Here is a 16,805-nt window from a genome sequence, read left to right as displayed (position 1 = left end):
CCACCCCGACTCGAAGGTGTTGATGGCCGCCATAGCGGCACGTCTGATCACCAAGCTTGTGGATGTCCAGGACAAGCATGGCGAGGCCACGGTGGTCCTCACCGGCGGAACCGTTGGTATCGGGACCCTGAAGGCTGTGGCTGACTCCGCTGCCGCACCTGCCGTGGATTGGTCGAGGGTGAACTTCTGGTGGGGCGATGAACGGTTCGTCGCTGCCGACAGCGATGACAGGAACACGCGCCAGGCCCACCAAGCACTGCTAGCCCACTTGGCGGTCGACCCGGCCAGGGTTCACGAACCCGGCTCCACCGATGCATATGCCACAGCTGACGAAGCAGCAGCAGCTTACGCCCAGGAGCTCAAGGCAGCTGCTGAGGCTGAGCACGCAGCAGACACATCAGACAACAGGCCTGAGCAACCGGGAATCCTGCCGCGCTTTGACATCCTGCTCTTGGGCGTTGGACCAGACGCACACGTAGCATCGCTCTTTCCTGAGCAAGCCGGAATTCGCGAGAAGACCCGCACTGTGGTGGGCGTGGAGAACTCACCTAAGCCGCCGCCGTCGCGCATCTCGCTGACGCTTCCAGCGATCAATACCGCACAGGAAATCTGGATGGTTGTTGCCGGCGAGGATAAGGCAGGAGCCGTGGGCCTGGCCCTCGCGGGTGCCAACCCTGTTCAGGTCCCCGCAGCGGGTCCGGTGGGGCGGGCGAGGACCCTATGGCTTATCGACGAGAATGCGGCGTCACGTGTCCCCCAGCAGTTGGTCCGGAAGGACCCCGCGGGCGCGTAACCGATCCAGCGCTCCGGCCAGGGCCACTTCGGCATCCTGGCTGGAGCGTCTTTCTTTAACGTAGTCCAGGTGCGATTTGAAAATCTCATCGTCAGGTCTTTCCGGGGCCGGATTCCCGGGGTCGCGCGTGGCGGGCGAACCACATTTGGGACAGTCCCACGTCTTGGGAATCTGCTCGTCCGGCAGTTTAAGGAAAACAAGCCGCGTTTCGTGTCCCTTGGCGCACCAGTAGGGAACGCGAATACGCGGCACTTGTTGTCCGGGGCCGTGGTCGCTCTGATGTCGCGGACTGGAACCCTGGGTAACGCCTACGCGTGTGCCCCGATATCCGGACGTGCCATGAACCATTTTCGAACCCCTCGCGACTCGGTGGTGGGCCGTCACGGCCAACAGGGCAAGTCTAGTGCGAGGGGCCCGACGGCGGCAGTAGCGTTGGGTGCCCGGGACAAAAAAGGGAGGCTCCCGTCAGGAGCCTCCCTTTCCTGGTATGACTAGGAATCGCCACCGGAGGTGAATCGCATGATCAGGCCCAAGCCGATGATCACGACGCCCCACGTGATGCCAAGGATAATGGTGAAGCGGTTCAGGTTACGCTCGGCGACACCGGACGAACTCAATCCGGAGCTCATACCACCACCGAACATGTCGGACAAACCGCCGCCACGTCCCTTGTGCAGGAGGATGAGCAGAGTCAGCAGAAGGCTGGTGATGCCCAGCAGGATCTGCAGAATGACTTGAAGAACGTCCACGACGGCCTTTCGAAGAAGCGGAAATCGGGAGCCGGACTAGTCCGTGACGAGGTGGCTCTCGAACCTGACAATGTTAGCAAACTCAGCGGGGTCCAGGCTGGCGCCACCCACAAGCAATCCGTCAACGTCGCTTTCTGCCATGATGGCTGCAGCGTTGTTGGCCTTGACAGAGCCGCCGTAGAGGAGTCGTGTTTTCGCTGCGACGGTTTCGTCGAAGAGTTCGGCGAGCTCAGCACGGATGGCTGCGCACATTTCCTGTGCGTCTTCCGGGCCCGCGACTTCGCCGGTGCCAATGGCCCAGACGGGTTCGTAAGCCACAACGAGTTCAGCAGCTTGCTCAGCCGTGAGGCCTTCCACACCGGCGCGAAGCTGAGCCAGGGTGTGCTCCACGTGCGTGCCCGCCTGACGGATCTCAAGGCCCTCTCCTACGCACAGTACGGGAGTAACTCCGTGACGGAAGCCGGCCTTGACCTTGGCGTTCAGAACATCGTCAGACTCGTTGTGGATAGTGCGGCGTTCACTGTGGCCCACCAGGACGTAGGCACAGCCAAGCTTGCTCAGGAACTGACCGGAGATATCGCCCGTGTAAGCGCCGGAGTCAAACTGGGACAGGTCCTGGCCGCCGTAGACGACTTCCAGCTCGTCACCCTGAACCAGCGTCTGGACACCGCGGAGGTCCGTGAACGGAGGAAACACTGCCACCTCGGTACGGCTGTAGTCGTGCTTGGCGTCGGACAGTGTCCAAGCCAGCTTCTGCAGCAAGGTGATTCCCTGGACGTGGTCCATGTTCATCTTCCAGTTGCCGGCGATGAAGGGTTTGCGGATGAAGTTGCCGTTAGCAGAGGTAGTCACATGAACTCCAAAAAAAATGCGTTGAGATATGGAACGACCGGCAGGACGCGGTTGCGCCCTGCCGGTCGGTTGATGCTTAGCGGTCCAGGACGCTCAGACCGGGAAGTTCCTTGCCTTCAAGGTATTCCAGGCTGGCGCCGCCACCGGTGGAAATGTGGCCGAACTGCGAATCCTCGAAGCCGAGGGTGCGGACTGCTGCAGCAGAATCGCCGCCACCAACTACGGTGAACGCAACGGTATCCGTCAGGGCCTGCGCAATGGCGCGCGTGCCGCTGGAGAAGGCCTCAAATTCGAAGACGCCCATGGGGCCGTTCCAGAACACGGTTTTGGCACCCTCGATCTGGGCAGCGAATGCCGAGGCTGATTCCGGGCCAATATCAAGCCCAATCCCGGAAGCACCAAAACGGCTGTCCTCAATGGCGTCTGCCTTGACGACCTCGTGCTCAGCGTCTGCAGCGAAACGGCTTGCGACCACCACGTCTGTGGGGATCACGAACGACGTTCCGGCATCGGACGCGCGCTTGAGGTAATCCTGGACGACAGGAATCTGGTCCTCTTCAAGGAGGCTGCCCGCGACCTTGTGTCCGGCTGCGGCCAGGAAGGTGAAGAGCATTCCCCCGCCAACCAGGATGGTGTCAGCCTTGCCCAGGAGGTTGTCGATGACTGCCAGCTTGTCCGAAACCTTGGAGCCACCCAGAACCACAACGTAGGGACGCTGGGTGTCCGTGGTGAGCTTCCGAAGAACCTCTACCTCCGTGTGAACGAGGTCGCCCAGGTACGACGGCAGGCGAGTAGCGACATCGAAGACGCTGGCGTGTTTCCGGTGGACGGCGCCAAAAGCGTCATCGACGAAGGCACCGTTTGTTCCGGTGAGGGCAACCAGTTCGTCAGCAAACGCGCCACGCTCGGCGTCGTCCTTGCTGGTTTCGCGGGCATCGAACCGAACGTTTTCCAAGACGAGAACTTCGCCGTCCTGGAGATTGGCTGCAAGCGCCCTGGCGGAATCTCCCACCGTGTCTTCGGCCAGCTGGACCGTGAAGTCCGCGAGTTCCGCCAGACGGGCTGCAGCGGGCTTCAGGGAGTACTTTTCCTCAGGTGTGCCTTTGGGGCGGCCGAGGTGGGCGGTTACGAGCACACGGGCACCGGCGTCCGACAGCTTCTTGAGGACCGGAAGGGAGGCCTTGATACGGCCGTCGTCGGTCACTGCAGAGCCGTCGAGCGGCACATTCAGGTCACTTCTGACCAGAATGTACCGCCCGCGGACACCTTCAGCGATGAGTTCGTTGAGGGTGTGAGATGTCATGTGTCTACCCTAGCCCAGCTTGGATGCGACGAGCTCCGTGAGGTCTACGAGGCGGTTGGAGTAACCCCACTCGTTGTCATACCAGGAAACAACCTTGACCTGGTTGCCAATGACCTTGGTGAGGCCGGAATCGAAGATGGAAGAGGCGGGGTCTCCGACGATGTCCGAGGACACAATGGGGGCGTCCGTGTAGCTGAGGATTCCAGCGAACTGCTCGGACTCTGCGGCAGCCTTGACGGCAGCGTTGACTTCCTCAACCGTGACTTCGCGGGAAACAGTGACCGTGAGGTCCGTAGCGGAGCCGGTGGGGACGGGCACGCGAATGGCGTAACCATCCAGCTTGCCCTTGAGTTCCGGGAGGACCAGGCCGATTGCCTTGGCAGCACCGGTGGACGTGGGGACCATGTTGATCGCAGCAGCGCGGGCACGGCGGAGATCTCCGTGCGGGCCATCCTGCAGGTTCTGGTCTGCGGTGTAGGCGTGGACCGTGGTCATCAGGCCGCGCTCAATGCCGAAAGCGTCATTGACAACCTTGGCCAGCGGGCCGAGGCAGTTGGTGGTGCAGGATGCGTTGGAGATGATGTTGTGGGCTGCGGGGTCATACAGCTCGTGGTTGACGCCCATGACGATGGTGATGTCTTCGTCGCTGGCAGGTGCAGAGATGAGGACCTTCTTGGCGCCGGCATCAATGTGCTTCTGTGCGGCTGCAGCTTTGGTGAAGAAGCCGGTGGACTCGATGACGATGTCGACACCAAGCTCGCCCCAAGGCAGGTTGGCGGGATCACGCTCAGCAAGGACCTTGATGGACTTACCGTCAACTACCAGGTTTCCATCGACAACTTCCACGGTCTGGGCGAGACGGCCGCCGACGGAGTCGTACTTCAGGAGGTGCGCGAGCGTTTCGGGGCTGGTGAGGTCGTTGACTGCCACGATCTCAAGATCTGCGCCCTGGGCCAGTGCTGCGCGGAAGTAGTTACGGCCGATGCGGCCGAAGCCGTTGATACCAATACGGGTGGTCACTATGTGTCAATCTCCTTGGTGCTCTTGCAAGCACGCCTAGTGAGTCGGATCAAATATTTCCAACTAACAGACCCCGCACGTCTTTGGGCAGAGGTGATTATCAGATCGGAGGGCGACCAGCCACGTTGCTGAAGGCTAACCGCCTTCCGTGATCCATCTTACGTTTAACTAAGCCTGCCCCCGCAACTGCGGAGGCAGGCTTTTGAGCATTTCGCCCGATTTCACGCTAAAGGTGACTTTTATTACATCTGCGTGAACCGGAACTCACCAACTAGAGGACGATGAGGCCCGTGGCGTTGGCGCGGGCGGCTTCGAAGCGCTTGGCGACGTCTGCCCAGTTGACGATGTTCCAGAATGCCTTGACGTAGTCAGCCTTGACGTTGACGTAGTCCAGGTAGAAGGCGTGCTCCCACATGTCCAGCATCAGCAGCGGGGTGGTGCCCACGGCTACGTTGCCCTGCTGATCGTAGAGCTGCTCGATGAGCAGGTTTCCACCGATGGGCTCATAGGCCAGGAAAGCCCAGCCGGAACCCTGCAGGCCCAGGGCAGCTGCGCTGAACTGAGCACGGAAAGCATCAAACGAGCCGAAGGCGTCGTCGATAGCGGCTGCGAGTTCGCCTTCGGGCTTGTCGCCGCCGTCCGGGGAGATGTTGTTCCAGAACACGGAGTGGTTGATGTGGCCGCCGGTGTGGAACGCGAGGTCCTTGGAGAGGCGGTTGATGTTGGCGAAATCATTCTTCTCGCGCGCATCGGCCAGTTGGGAGAGGGCGTTGTTGGCGCCTGCAACGTATGCCGCATGGTGCTTGCTGTGGTGCAGCTCCATGATCTTTGCAGAAATGTGCGGCTCGAGTGCTGCGTAGTCGTAGCCGAGCTCGGGCAGAACGTACTCTGTCACGAAATCCTCCAATGTAGTGGACTCACGTCCGGTTGGTAACTCTCGTTATGTCATCCGGCCAGCGGGCCGGCCGGAAATCCTTGGCGAAGCAAACTGCTCTTGCCTCCATCGGGAACAACCCGCGGTGGCCTTGCAGTATTTCCTCCGCACTTTCTCGATTCTATGGGTGCGCCCTACTCGTCCATCATTTCGGGAGTCACATTTGCCTCAGTCCCGGGAATGCCCAAATCCACCGCACGTTTGTCCGCCATGGCAAGGAGCCGTCGGATACGGCCCGCGATGGCGTCCTTGGTCATGGGCGGATCGGCGAGGCGGCCGAGCTCATCCAGGCTCGCCTGCTTGTGGGCAACACGAAGCTCCCCTGCGTACTTGAGGTGGTCAGGGACGTCGTCTCCCAGGATCTCCAACGCGCGGTCCACCCTGGCGCCCGCTGCCACAGCGGCTTGCGCCGAGCGCCGAAGATTGGCGTCATCAAAGTTGGCCAGCCTGTTGGCGGTGGCCCGTACTTCTTTTCGCATCCGGCGTTCTTCCCAAACCATCAGGGCGTCATGCGCGCCCATGCGGGTCAAGAGAGCAGCGATGGTGTCGCCGTCGCGGATGACCACGCGGTCCACACCGCGAACTTCACGCGCCTTGGCCTGAATCCCCAAGCGTCGGGCTGCGCCGACCAGTGCCAGCGCCGATTCAGGGCCGGGGCAGGTCACTTCAAGGGAGGAGGAGCGACCCGGTTCGGTCAGCGAGCCATGAGCAAGGAATGCACCCCTCCACACAGCCTCAGCATCTGCAGCGGAGCCGTTCACGACCGCTGAAGGGAGACCGCGGACAGGGCGCCCACGGCCATCCAGCAAACCGGTTTGGCGGGCCAGCGCCTCGCCGTCACGGACAACGCGGACGACGTAGCGGCTCCCCCGGCGCAAGCCTCCGCCGGAAACAACGATTATTTCACTCTGATGTCCGTAAACTTCGGCGATCGCTGCCCGGAGACGGCGTGCGGTGGAGGCAAGATCCACCTCAGCCTCGATGACGATACGTCCCGAAATGATGTGCAAGCCGCCCGCAAAACGCAGCATTGCCGAAACCTCCGCCTTGCGGACCGAAGATTTCTTGATGTCCAGCCGGGACAGTTCGTCCTTGACCGACGCAGTAAGTGCCATCGCGTGTTCCTAACTGTTCCCGAAAATATCGTGGTACGCCGCTGCCAACAGCAGTGGATCATGGACGGGGCGGCGCCTCGACGCACCTACTCTACCCAACACCACTTCGGCACCGATCATTGCAGCGGCCTTCTCAAAAGCCTTGAGATCCTGCACGGCTGCGGGATCGGCCAGGACCACGTCCACTGTGAACTCAGGCGCATAGCGGCGTAGAACGTCCAAGTGGTCCGCTGCGGTCATGCCGGAAGTTTCCTTGGTTTCCACATCCAGGTTCATGGTGAGGCAGCGTTTGGCGGCGGTGTCACCGAGGGCCCGCCGCAGCTCAGGCAGCAGCAAGTGCGGCAGAACCGAGGTGTACCAGGAGCCGGGGCCGAGGATGACCCAATCAGCAAGCTCGATAGCAGTGAGAGCCTCCACGCAGGCCGGGGCGGCATCGGGAAGGAGCCTGACTTCTTCCAGCTTTCCTGCCACGGCACATTTCGCCTGTCCCCGAACCGTCCTTAGTTCATTGCCGCCATCGGGCAACTCCACGCGGGCCTTGCCCTCAATGGTGAGGGGAACGCTGGACATGGGCAGGACCTGGCCGCGGGCGCCAAGCAGCGCTCCCGCCCACTTGAGGCCGGCAACAGTGTCCCCCAGCAGCTCCCATAACGTGACGATCAGGAGGTTGCCCATGGCGTGGTTATCCAGCGAACCGCCTTTAGCCGAACCGGCTTCGAAGCGGTGTTGCATGACGTCCCGCCACGTCCGCCCCCAGTCCGTATCGTCGCAAAGGGCGCTGAGCGCCATCCGAAGGTCTCCGGGCGGAAGGACACCGTACTCCTCACGCAGACGCCCGGAACTGCCGCCGTCGTCCGCGACTGTGACGATTGCCGTCAGCTCAGAGGTGAGCAGCCGCAGGGCGGACAACGAAGCGGCCAGTCCGTGACCGCCACCCAGGGCGACCACGGAGGGGCTCTTCTTCTGTTGGCTGCCGGGAACGCCCTTGGGCGGAATGAGTGGCAGCGGTCCCGTCAGGACCCCCACTATTCACGCCCCAGGTCGCGGTGGGTGGTGGTCACTGTTACGCGGGGGTATTGGGCCAGGCGCTTGGACAGTTCCATGGCCACCGCCACTGAGCGATGCTTGCCTCCTGTACAACCAACAGCCAGCGTGGCGTAATGCTTGTTCTCCTGCCGGTAGCCGTCCAGGACAGGCTCCAACGCCCGAACGTAACGATCCACGAACTCCTGGACACCCGCCGCGCCCAGGACATACTCGCTGACGTCCTCATCCAGGCCCGTATGGGGCCGAAGTTGGGGAACCCAGTGCGGGTTGGGAATGAAGCGGGCGTCCGCCACGAAGTTCGCATCCACGGGGAGCCCGTACTTGAAACCAAAGCTCATGACATTGAGCCGAAGTGTCACAGGGCCGGTATCGCTGAATAATTCAGTGATGGCGGTGGCCAGCCCATGGACGTTGAAGTCGGAGGTGTCCAGTACCACATCGGCGTGTTCACGCAGTTCGCGCAGGACCTCACGCTCAATCCCGATGCCGTCCAGGATCCTCCCGCCGCCCTGCAACGGATGCGGGCGGCGACCCTGCTCGAAACGGCGGACCAGGACGTCGTCATTGGCATCCAGGAAGAGGACCCGGAACGTGATGCCGCTTGCGCTCAATGCCCCCAGAGCGGTCTGGATGTCCGTGAAGAGATCCTTGCTGCGAACGTCCACCACTACTGCCAGCTTGGGAATGGACTTGGGCGCATGCGAGACAATTTCGGCCAGGGTACCCAGCATCTGCGGAGGAAGGTTGTCCACCACATACCAGCCGTGATCCTCCAAGGCGTCCGAGGCGGTGCTGCGGCCGGCACCCGACATGCCGGTTACCACCAACAGCTCAGCCTCCGGCGGCTTCACGGGCGTCAGGCCGTCCTGCTCCGTGCCGGACCCTGCCGTAGCCTCATCCATCAGTTGTCCCCGTTTCGTAGGAAGTGGTCAGTGAAAATGATCGTGGTTGCCGCCCGGGGCGCCGTGGTGCAAGCAGCCGGTTACAGGCGTCCGGCAGCTCGATCGCGCCGACCGGACAAGTTCTTACCCTAGCTAAGATTCAAGGATTTCGCCGGTGGTCATGTTCACCGCCGGTGCCGTTTCACCTGAATCCTCAGTAGCACCAAGGTGCTGGACCACCGCGGCTGCAAGCGCCGGTCCGATGCCCTTGGCCGATGTCAGCTCCTCCACTGACGCGGCTTTGATCTTCTTGAGTGAGCCAAAATGCGCCACCAGTGCCTTTCGCTTTGCCTCACCCAGCCCAGGAACGCCATCCAGGGCCGAGACCGTCATCGCCTTGCCGCGCTTCTGCCGGTGGAACGTGATGGCGAATCGGTGGGCTTCGTCGCGAATGCGCTGCAGCAGGTACAGGCCTTGAGATGTTCGGGGAAGGATGACGGGGAAGTCGCTGTCCGGGAGCCAGACTTCCTCAAGTCGCTTTGCCAGCCCCACCACGTAAACGTCATCAATGCCCAACTCCGCTAGGGCGCGGGCCGCGGCGTTGACCTGCGGTTGCCCGCCGTCCACCACCACAAGATTGGGCGGATACGCGAATTTGGCCTTCGGGGCCTGAACTTCAGGGTCCGACGTCGGAAGCTTGGCACTGCTTTTGGCGCCGGTTCGCGTGGGGTTGACGATCTCCCCGGAAACAATGGGGACCTGGGCAGCTTTGTCCGTCAGGTAGTGCCTGAACCGGCGCGTGAGGACGTCGTGCATGGCTGCGGTATCGTCCGTGGCCGCAGCACCCGTGATGGAAAACTTCCGGTAATCCGATTTTTTGGGCAGCCCGTCTTCCACTACCACCATGGACGCGACCACGTTGGTGCCCTGGACGTGGGAAATATCGAAGCATTCAATCCTCAGCAGGGGAACCGGAATCTCCAACGCCTCCTGCAGTTCCTGAAGTGCAACGGACCTAACGGTAATGTCTCCAGCGCGCCGCGTCTTGTGCAGCTTCAGTGCTTGCTCCGCATTCTCGCGCACCGTGGACATCAAGGCAGCCTTGTCACCGCGCTGCGGGACCCGGATGTCCACCCTTGCCCCGCGTAATCCCCCCAGCCATTCAGTCAGTTCCGCATGGTTGCTGGGGTTCTCGGGAACCAGGACTTCCCGTGGGATGCGGCCCTGAACTTCACTGTCTTCTCCATAAACCTGCTGCAGCAGATGTTCGATCAGTTCCGGGGAGGTGGCATCTTCCACCTTTTCCACCACCCAACCGCGCTGGCCCCGGACCCGGCCGCCGCGCACGTGGAACACCTGAACGGACGCTTCAAGTTCATCCTCATGGAGGGCGAAGACGTCTGCGTCAGTGTCCTCGGCAAGGACCACTGCGTTCCGTTCAAAGACCTTACGGAGGGCGATGATGTCGTCCCGCAGGCCCGCCGCGCGCTCGTAGTCCAGTTCAGCAACGGCGGCAGCCATGTCCTTTTCCAGCCGGCCTATAAAACGCTTGGCTTCGCCGCCCATGAAGGAACAGAAGTCCTCAGCCAGTCCACGGTGCTCCTCAGGGGTAACCCGTCCGACACAGGGTGCCGAGCATTTGTCGATATACCCCAGAAGGCAGGGCCGGCCGCTGGACTCAGCCCGCTTGAAGACACCGGCGCTGCAACTCCGCACGGGGAAGACCCGCAGAAGAGTGTCCATGGTCTCCCTGATGGCACCGGCAGTGTAGGGACCGAAATACCGGGTCCCTTTCCTTCTCTCGCCACGCATGACCTGGACCCTGGGATATTTCTCCCCCATGGTGACCGCTAGGTAGGGATAAGTTTTGTCATCCCGGAAGACCACATTGAACCGTGGCTTGAACTCCTTGATCCACGTGTATTCCAACTGCAACGATTCCAGCTCGCTGCCTACCATGGTCCATTCCACGCTACTGGCCGCGTGGACCATTGCATGGGTCTTGGGAAGAAGACCTGCAGGGTTGGCGAAATACGAGTTCAGCCTGGAACGGAGGTTCTTTGCCTTGCCCACATAAATGACCCGACCATGGGGGTCACGGAAACGATAGACGCCGGGGGTGGTGGGAATTTCACCCGTTTGGGGCCGGTAACTTGCTGGATCTGCCACGATTCCAGTCTAGTGAACCGTAACGACACTCTTTGCCACGGAGCCGGTTTACCAGGCCTTAGTCAACAGACTTGCTCTGGTTGTAGCTTGTGGACCGTTCCTGCCCGCTGAGCACCGCAATGGCATCCATGATCTTGTCAGTGACTTCGCGCCTGGCCGGCAACGAATGGTCCGGGCCTGTCTTGTCGAAGTAAAGGGGCTCGCCCACTTTCATGGTGAAGTGCTGGGGACGGACTGCGTTCTTGTCCGCAGGCTGCAGTTTCTCGGTGCCGATCAACCCCACCGGGATCACCGGAGCGCCAGTAGTGAGGGCCAGCCAGCCCACACCCGTCCTGCCCCGGTATAGGATGCCGTCCCGGGACCGGGTGCCTTCAGGATAGATGCCGATGCCCTTACCGGATTCCAGGATGTCCAGCAGCGTCTTGAGCGCCTGCACGCTGGCCGCCTGCTCGCCGCGCTCAACGGGAATGGAACCCACTGCTTCAAAGAACGACTTCATCACCGCGCCCTTGACGCCTTTGGTGGTGAAGTATTCCGCCTTGGCAAAAAAAGCAACAGGCCGGGGCATGAGCGCCTGGACGATGACGCTGTCCAGGAAGGACAGATGATTGGGTGCCACGATGAATGGCCCATCCTTGGGAACGTTCTCCAGTCCAATGACCGTTGGACGGCACGTGGAGGAGATCAGGCCACGGGTTGTCCAGCGGATCGCATCAAAGACTGCCATCGTTTTGTACCTCGCTCAGGGCTGCCGCGCGGACAGCGTCAAGTTCTTCAATTGTGCTGCGAAGCTCCACGGCGGTGCTTACTACTGCGACTGCTCCGGCTTCCTCAAGTTCACCGTCCGGGGCGAAACCCCAACTGACCCCGATGCAGTCCAGTCCATTGGCCAAAGCACCCGCGACGTCCTGATGCCTGTCCCCCACCATGACGGCCGGCTGGGAGTGAAGATCCTTCAAGGCCGCGCCCACGATCTCGACTTTGCCGGGCGCCGTGTTGGCCTTGAGGGATTCGTCGTCCGCAGCACCCCGAATGGAGACGAAAAAGTCTGCGATTCTGTGGTGCTCAAGCACCAGCCGCGCAATTGACTGTGGCTTCTGGGTGGCTACCGCAACGGCCCGGCCGGTCTCCGCGAAATACTCAAGGAGATCGAAGATGCCCGGGTACAGCTTGCTCTGGCCAATACCGGTTTCCCTATAGTGACGCCGGTATCGCTCAATGGTTTCATCCACCAATTCGCCGGGGACGTTGGCCAAATGCAGAAGGGAGTCGCTGAGTTTAGGCCCCACCATTGAATTTAAGACGGCTTGCTCCGGAACAGGGAGCTCCATTTCCCGGAGGGCTGCAGAAATGCCTCCCGTGATACCTCCGGCAGGATCGACAAGGGTGCCGTCCAGATCGAATATTACGGGCACCATTGTTTGAGTCACCGGGTTAGTTTCTCACGAGTAGCGGCATGCCTGAAACTCGCATGCCGCTACAGGAATACTTCCAGGGTCGCAGAGATATTCCCTGACGGCCTTCCGGCCGCCCTTGAGTAGCTATCAGAGAATCTCGGCCAGGAAGGTCGCCGTGTGGCTGTCCGCGGATTTGGCCACCTGTTCCGGCGTTCCTGTGGCCACGATCTTCCCGCCGCCCGAACCACCATTGGGACCAAGGTCCACAATCCAGTCCGCGGATTTGATGACATCCAGGTTGTGTTCGATGGTGATCACGGTGTTGCCCTTATCCACCAAGCCCTGAAGAACCAGGAGCAGCTTACGTATGTCCTCAAAGTGCAGGCCCGTGGTGGGCTCATCGAGGACGTAGATGCTGCGTCCGTTCGACCGCTTCTGAAGCTCGGCTGCCAGCTTCACGCGCTGCGCCTCGCCGCCTGAGAGTGTGGTTGCAGGTTGGCCAAGCCTGACGTAGCCCAGGCCCACATCCACCAAGGTCTTCAAATGCCGTGCGATGGGGGTGAAGGCAGCGAAGAACTCGGCACCTACTTCAATGGGCATGTTGAGGACGTCCGCAATGGTCTTGCCTTTGTAGTGAACCTCAAGGGTTTCCCGGTTGTACCTGGCGCCGTGGCACACTTCGCAAGGAACATAGACATCCGGCAGGAAGTTCATTTCGATCTTCAGTGTGCCGTCGCCCGAACAAGCCTCGCAGCGCCCGCCCTTGACATTGAAGGAGAAGCGCCCCGGCTGGTAGCCCCGCACCTTGGCTTCGGTGGTCTCAGCAAAGAGTTTCCGGATGTTGTCAAAGACACCGGTGTACGTAGCTGGGTTGGACCGGGGTGTACGGCCGATGGGGCTTTGATCAACGTGGACCACCTTGTCCAGGTGCTCGAGTCCAGCAACTGTGCGGTGGCGGCCTGCAACCTGCTTGGCTCCGTTGAGCTTGTTGGCGAGGACCTTGTAGAGGATTTCGTTCACCAACGTGGACTTGCCGGATCCACTGACACCAGTGACCGCCGTGAAAAGTCCCAGGGGGAACGTGGCGTCAACATTGTTGAGGTTGTTCTCCCGGGCACCTACAACCTTGAGTTCACGCTTTTTGTCGTACTTACGGCGTTTGGTGGGGACATCGATCTTGCGACGACCGGACAGGTAGTCACCGGTCAGTGACTCCGTGTTTTTCAGCAGCTCCTTGTAGGTACCGGAGTGCACTACCTGGCCGCCGTGCTCGCCGGCACCCGGTCCGATGTCCACCACCCAGTCGGCTTCGTGGATGGTGTCTTCGTCGTGCTCCACGACGATCAGGGTGTTACCGAGGTCCCGGAGGCGCGTGAGCGTCTCGATGAGCCGCCGGTTGTCCCGCTGGTGCAAACCAATGGATGGCTCATCCAAAACATAGAGGACACCCACCAGGCCAGAGCCAATTTGGGTGGCAAGACGGATGCGCTGAGCCTCACCGCCCGACAGGGTTCCCGAAGGGCGTTCAAGGTTCAGGTACTCCAGTCCAACGTCCAGGAGGAAGGTCAGGCGGGCCTGGATCTCCTTCAGGACCTGGTTGGCAATCTGGGCTTCCCTGTTGGTCAGGGTAAGGCTGCCCAGGAACTCCGCGCACTCACGCATGGGCAGGGCTGCAACCTCGGCGATCGACTTACCGTTGATGAGCACGGACAGCGAGGCAGGGTTGAGACGGGCACCGTTGCACTCGGGGCACGGAATCTGACGCATGTACTCTTCGTACCGGTCGCGAGCCCAGTCGGAGTCTGTTTCTCCGTGCTTGCGGTGAACGTACTGTATGGCACCCTCGAAGCCGGTGCTGTACTTACGCTCGCGGCCAAAGCGGTTCTTGTACTGGACAACCACCTTGTGGTCCTTGCCGTGCAGGACCGTATTCCGGATGTCCTTGGGCAGTTTCTCCCAGGAGGTCTTCATGGAGAAGCCCAGCTCGTGCGCCAGCCCCTCAAGTAGACGGTTCCAGTACTCCGTGGTGGCTGTGCCAAGGGCCCAAGGGGCAATGGCACCCTCGCCAAGGGACAACTCGGGATTGGGAACAATCAGTTCTTCATCCACTTCCAGCCTGGTGCCGATGCCGCTGCAGGCAGAGCAGGCGCCAAAGGGGTTGTTGAAGGAGAACGAACGGGGTTCGATCTCATCGATGGCCAGGGGGTGTTCGTTGGGACACGCCAGGTTCTCTGAGAAGGCGCGGATACGGTTGGGGTCCTCGGCCTCAAGGTCCACGAACTCCACCAGCACACGGCCTTCAGCGAGGCCGAGGGCGGTCTCGACGGAATCAGTGAGGCGTTGGCTGATCTCTTCCTTGACCACCAGGCGGTCCACTACAACTTCAATGGTGTGCTTGAACTGCTTGCCGAGTTTGGGCGGATCGCTCAGCTGAACCAGCTCGCCGTCTACGCGGGCGCGGGAATAGCCCTTCGCCGTCAATTCCTTGAAAAGATCGACGAACTCACCCTTGCGTCCTCGCACAACGGGGGCAAGGACCTGGAATCGGGTACCCGGATCCAGTTCCAGGAGCTGATCCACAATCTGCTGAGGTGTCTGCCGGGCGATAGGCTCGCCACAGACAGGGCAGTGCGGACGACCGACGCGCGCCCACAGCAAACGCATGTAGTCGTAAATCTCGGTGATGGTGCCCACCGTGGACCGTGGATTCTTGCTGGTGGACTTCTGGTCGATGGATACCGCCGGAGACAGACCCTCGATGAAGTCGACATCAGGTTTGTCTACCTGGCCAAGGAACTGACGTGCATATGCGGACAATGACTCCACGTAGCGACGCTGGCCTTCGGCGAAGATGGTATCGAAAGCCAGGGAGGACTTGCCGGAACCGGAGAGTCCTGTGAACACGATCATGGCGTCGCGCGGTAGGTCGAGGTCCACGTTGCGCAAATTGTGTTCCCGGGCACCCTTAACCACCAAGCGGGAAAGGTCCGGCTTGGCGGGTTTGGTATCGGAAAGAGCGGGGACGCCGTTCAAGGCGTCCATGGCGGTATCTTCAGCTAAGGCTTTGGGCACCTACCAATGCTAATCGAAAACTTCTTCGAATTTCCATGTCGTGCCTCACATGCTACTGATCGGTATCAGTCGGCGTCGTATGCGGCAGCAAGAAGCTGCACTGCCTCGGCGAATGAAGCTCCCTGGGCCTTCGAGGCGGCGGCGTATTCAGCGGCGACACCTGCCAGCGCGCCCCAACGGTCATCCCGCGCGCAAACCACGGTGCCGTTGCGCCCGCGGGTAGCCACGACGCCTGCTGCTTCCAATTCTTTGTATGCACGGGCCACGGTGTGGGGTGCGACGTCCAAGGCCCCCGCCAGATTGCGAACAGGAGGAAGCTTGGCGCCGACAGCCAGGACTCCTGCATCAATGAGTTCGATGATCCGGAGTCTCAACTGTTCAAAGAGCGCAACAGCACTGCCGGTGTTGGGTCGCCAGTTGCCTGGAAAATCTCCGGTGGGAGTCACAGTGAACTCCGGCCTGGTGCCGGGTCCATCCGGGGAATCTGGTGTTCGAAGCGTCCTTGGTCCATGCCGAGAATTAGACCAGCGACGCGGGCAACGGACAAGCCGTCACGGTGCGGGAAGGTGAATACTACCTGCGGCGAAGAGTTCTGCAAGTTCATTCCGGCTTGTGCGCTACGGCAAATATGCGACGAAATGGGTAGACCGTTCCGTGGTTCGTTGAAGGGTAGGCCTGACGCAGAAGGGCGGCATACTGGCCTTCGAAATCAGCAGCCTCTTCCGCCGACAAAGCTGCCAACACAGGACGCAGTCCCGTGCCGCGGACCCACTCCAGTACCGGGTCCTCCCCCTGCAGAACCTGGAGGTATGTGGTCTCCCAAGCGTCAGCCGCACATCCGGCGTCGAGCATGATTCCCAAGTAGTCCGCAGGACTGCCCACTGCGCCATCGTGCCGGAGCACGCCGCCAAGCCGCCCGGACCACTTTGGGGATTCGGCCAATTCCCGCATAAGTGTGTGGGACGGGGACGTAAAGTTGCCCGGCACTTGCATGGCAAACCAAGCCCCGGGTTTAAGAGCGCGAATCCAGCCGGGCATCAAGTCCAGGTGCCCGGGAACCCATTGGAGGGCAGCATTGGTGACCACCACGTCCGTCTCCGCATCCGGTTCCCAGTCCGCGATGTCACCTTGCTCGAAAGTTAGCCTGGCCGGCGTCTGGTGGTGGGACCGCTGCGGGAGGTACTCCTCCTTCAGGGATTCTGCCCGGAGCAGCATTTCCTCCGACGAATCGATGCCCACAACCTGGGACTCGGGCCAGCGCTCGACAAGCGTTGCAGTCAAGTTTCCCGGGCCGCAGCCAAGGTCAACAATTTTCGCCGGTTGGATGGACCGCACCCTCGCGACAAGGTCATGGAATGGCCTGTCCCTATGGTTGCCGAACTCCACGTATTTGGACGGATCCCACTTCACTGAAAGCCTCCTCGCCTCTGCCACCCTTGCTGGGCTGAGCCTAAACCGTCCGGGCACTAAGCT

16 protein-coding genes are annotated in these 16,805 nt (G+C 61.1%); 1 reads left to right on the top strand and 15 read right to left on the bottom strand.

From position 1 onward, the window contains the following. The first annotated feature begins 22 nt into the window (after window positions 1-22). The gene (pgl, locus tag ACZ5J0_RS09625; RefSeq protein WP_208095884.1) at window positions 23-793 is read left to right on the top strand and encodes a 6-phosphogluconolactonase; all 771 of its coding nucleotides are present in this window, start codon (window positions 23-25) and stop codon (window positions 791-793) included. On the opposite strand, the gene ACZ5J0_RS09620 is transcribed toward pgl, so the two are convergent. The 15 genes from ACZ5J0_RS09620 to ACZ5J0_RS09550 all read right to left on the bottom strand — a co-directional run bounded on the left by ACZ5J0_RS09620 (window position 746) and on the right by ACZ5J0_RS09550 (window position 16,742). Then, window positions 746-1,141: an RNA polymerase-binding protein RbpA gene (locus ACZ5J0_RS09620; protein ID WP_142939235.1), complete on the bottom strand. Its 396-nt coding sequence runs from the start codon at window positions 1,139-1,141 to the stop codon at window positions 746-748. The two genes, pgl and ACZ5J0_RS09620, sit on opposite strands and share 48 nt — an antisense overlap. 143 nt (window positions 1,142-1,284) lie before the next feature. Then, window positions 1,285-1,542, bottom strand: a complete 258-nt coding sequence (secG, locus tag ACZ5J0_RS09615; protein ID WP_017198454.1) for a preprotein translocase subunit SecG — start codon at window positions 1,540-1,542, stop codon at window positions 1,285-1,287. A gap of 36 nt (window positions 1,543-1,578) precedes the next feature. Beyond that, on the bottom strand, window positions 1,579-2,394 hold the full coding sequence (tpiA, locus tag ACZ5J0_RS09610; RefSeq protein ID WP_166840771.1) for a triose-phosphate isomerase: 816 nt from the start codon (window positions 2,392-2,394) through the stop codon (window positions 1,579-1,581). Between the two features lie 76 nt (window positions 2,395-2,470). Next, the gene (locus tag ACZ5J0_RS09605; RefSeq protein WP_464094671.1) at window positions 2,471-3,697 is read right to left on the bottom strand and encodes a phosphoglycerate kinase; all 1,227 of its coding nucleotides are present in this window, start codon (window positions 3,695-3,697) and stop codon (window positions 2,471-2,473) included. Between the two features lie 9 nt (window positions 3,698-3,706). After that, window positions 3,707-4,717, bottom strand: coding sequence for a type I glyceraldehyde-3-phosphate dehydrogenase (gene gap / locus ACZ5J0_RS09600; RefSeq protein ID WP_089595055.1), 1,011 nt, complete (start codon window positions 4,715-4,717; stop codon window positions 3,707-3,709). Between the two features lie 271 nt (window positions 4,718-4,988). After that, the gene (locus ACZ5J0_RS09595; protein ID WP_091467344.1) at window positions 4,989-5,612 is read right to left on the bottom strand and encodes a superoxide dismutase; all 624 of its coding nucleotides are present in this window, start codon (window positions 5,610-5,612) and stop codon (window positions 4,989-4,991) included. 173 nt (window positions 5,613-5,785) lie between these two features. Beyond that, window positions 5,786-6,766, bottom strand: a complete 981-nt coding sequence (gene whiA, locus ACZ5J0_RS09590; protein ID WP_062069705.1) for a DNA-binding protein WhiA — start codon at window positions 6,764-6,766, stop codon at window positions 5,786-5,788. A 9-nt stretch (window positions 6,767-6,775) separates the two neighbouring features. Then, entirely contained in the window at window positions 6,776-7,792 is a 1,017-nt protein-coding gene (locus tag ACZ5J0_RS09585) for a gluconeogenesis factor YvcK family protein (RefSeq protein WP_142939238.1), read from the bottom strand. Then, window positions 7,792-8,715 carry an RNase adapter RapZ gene (gene rapZ / locus ACZ5J0_RS09580; RefSeq protein ID WP_142939239.1) on the bottom strand — a complete coding sequence of 308 codons (924 nt, stop codon included), beginning with the start codon at window positions 8,713-8,715 and terminating at the stop codon, window positions 7,792-7,794. Before rapZ ends, ACZ5J0_RS09585 begins: the two co-directional genes overlap by 1 nt. Before the next feature lie 132 nt (window positions 8,716-8,847). After that, a complete protein-coding gene (uvrC, locus tag ACZ5J0_RS09575) occupies window positions 8,848-10,863 on the bottom strand; it encodes an excinuclease ABC subunit UvrC (protein WP_166840776.1) in 2,016 nt (671 codons plus the stop codon). A 58-nt stretch (window positions 10,864-10,921) separates the two neighbouring features. Next, window positions 10,922-11,590 carry a lysophospholipid acyltransferase family protein gene (locus ACZ5J0_RS09570; RefSeq protein ID WP_142939241.1) on the bottom strand — a complete coding sequence of 223 codons (669 nt, stop codon included), beginning with the start codon at window positions 11,588-11,590 and terminating at the stop codon, window positions 10,922-10,924. Next, window positions 11,577-12,293: an HAD hydrolase-like protein gene (locus tag ACZ5J0_RS09565; RefSeq protein WP_166840778.1), complete on the bottom strand. Its 717-nt coding sequence runs from the start codon at window positions 12,291-12,293 to the stop codon at window positions 11,577-11,579. The genes ACZ5J0_RS09570 and ACZ5J0_RS09565 overlap by 14 nt, the downstream gene beginning before the upstream one ends. A gap of 114 nt (window positions 12,294-12,407) precedes the next feature. After that, window positions 12,408-15,332 (bottom strand): excinuclease ABC subunit UvrA, encoded by a 2,925-nt coding sequence (gene uvrA / locus ACZ5J0_RS09560; RefSeq protein ID WP_464094670.1) that lies wholly within the window; start codon window positions 15,330-15,332, stop codon window positions 12,408-12,410. Window positions 15,333-15,397: 65 nt separating this feature from the next. Next, entirely contained in the window at window positions 15,398-15,778 is a 381-nt protein-coding gene (locus tag ACZ5J0_RS09555; protein ID WP_142939244.1) for a GntR family transcriptional regulator, read from the bottom strand. Between the two features lie 154 nt (window positions 15,779-15,932). Next, the gene (locus ACZ5J0_RS09550) at window positions 15,933-16,742 is read right to left on the bottom strand and encodes a trans-aconitate 2-methyltransferase (protein WP_464094669.1); all 810 of its coding nucleotides are present in this window, start codon (window positions 16,740-16,742) and stop codon (window positions 15,933-15,935) included. Window positions 16,743-16,805: the final 63 nt, after the last annotated feature.

It is taken from the genome of Arthrobacter sp. DualSoilB13 (assembly GCF_055389195.1).
Note: the sequence above shows the minus strand (reverse complement) of the source record. Positions and strands in the feature narration are given on the sequence as shown.

Coding starts and splice junctions, on each gene's coding strand:
- whiA (WP_062069705.1), bottom strand. CDS start 6,766: ATGGCACTTACTGCGTCGGTCAAGGACGAACTGTCCCGGCTGGACATC.
- ACZ5J0_RS09620 (WP_142939235.1), bottom strand. CDS start 1,141: ATGGTTCATGGCACGTCCGGATATCGGGGCACACGCGTAGGCGTTACC.
- ACZ5J0_RS09570 (WP_142939241.1), bottom strand. CDS start 11,590: ATGGCAGTCTTTGATGCGATCCGCTGGACAACCCGTGGCCTGATCTCC.
- rapZ (WP_142939239.1), bottom strand. CDS start 8,715: ATGGATGAGGCTACGGCAGGGTCCGGCACGGAGCAGGACGGCCTGACG.
- ACZ5J0_RS09605 (WP_464094671.1), bottom strand. CDS start 3,697: ATGACATCTCACACCCTCAACGAACTCATCGCTGAAGGTGTCCGCGGG.
- pgl (WP_208095884.1), top strand. CDS start 23: ATGGCCGCCATAGCGGCACGTCTGATCACCAAGCTTGTGGATGTCCAG.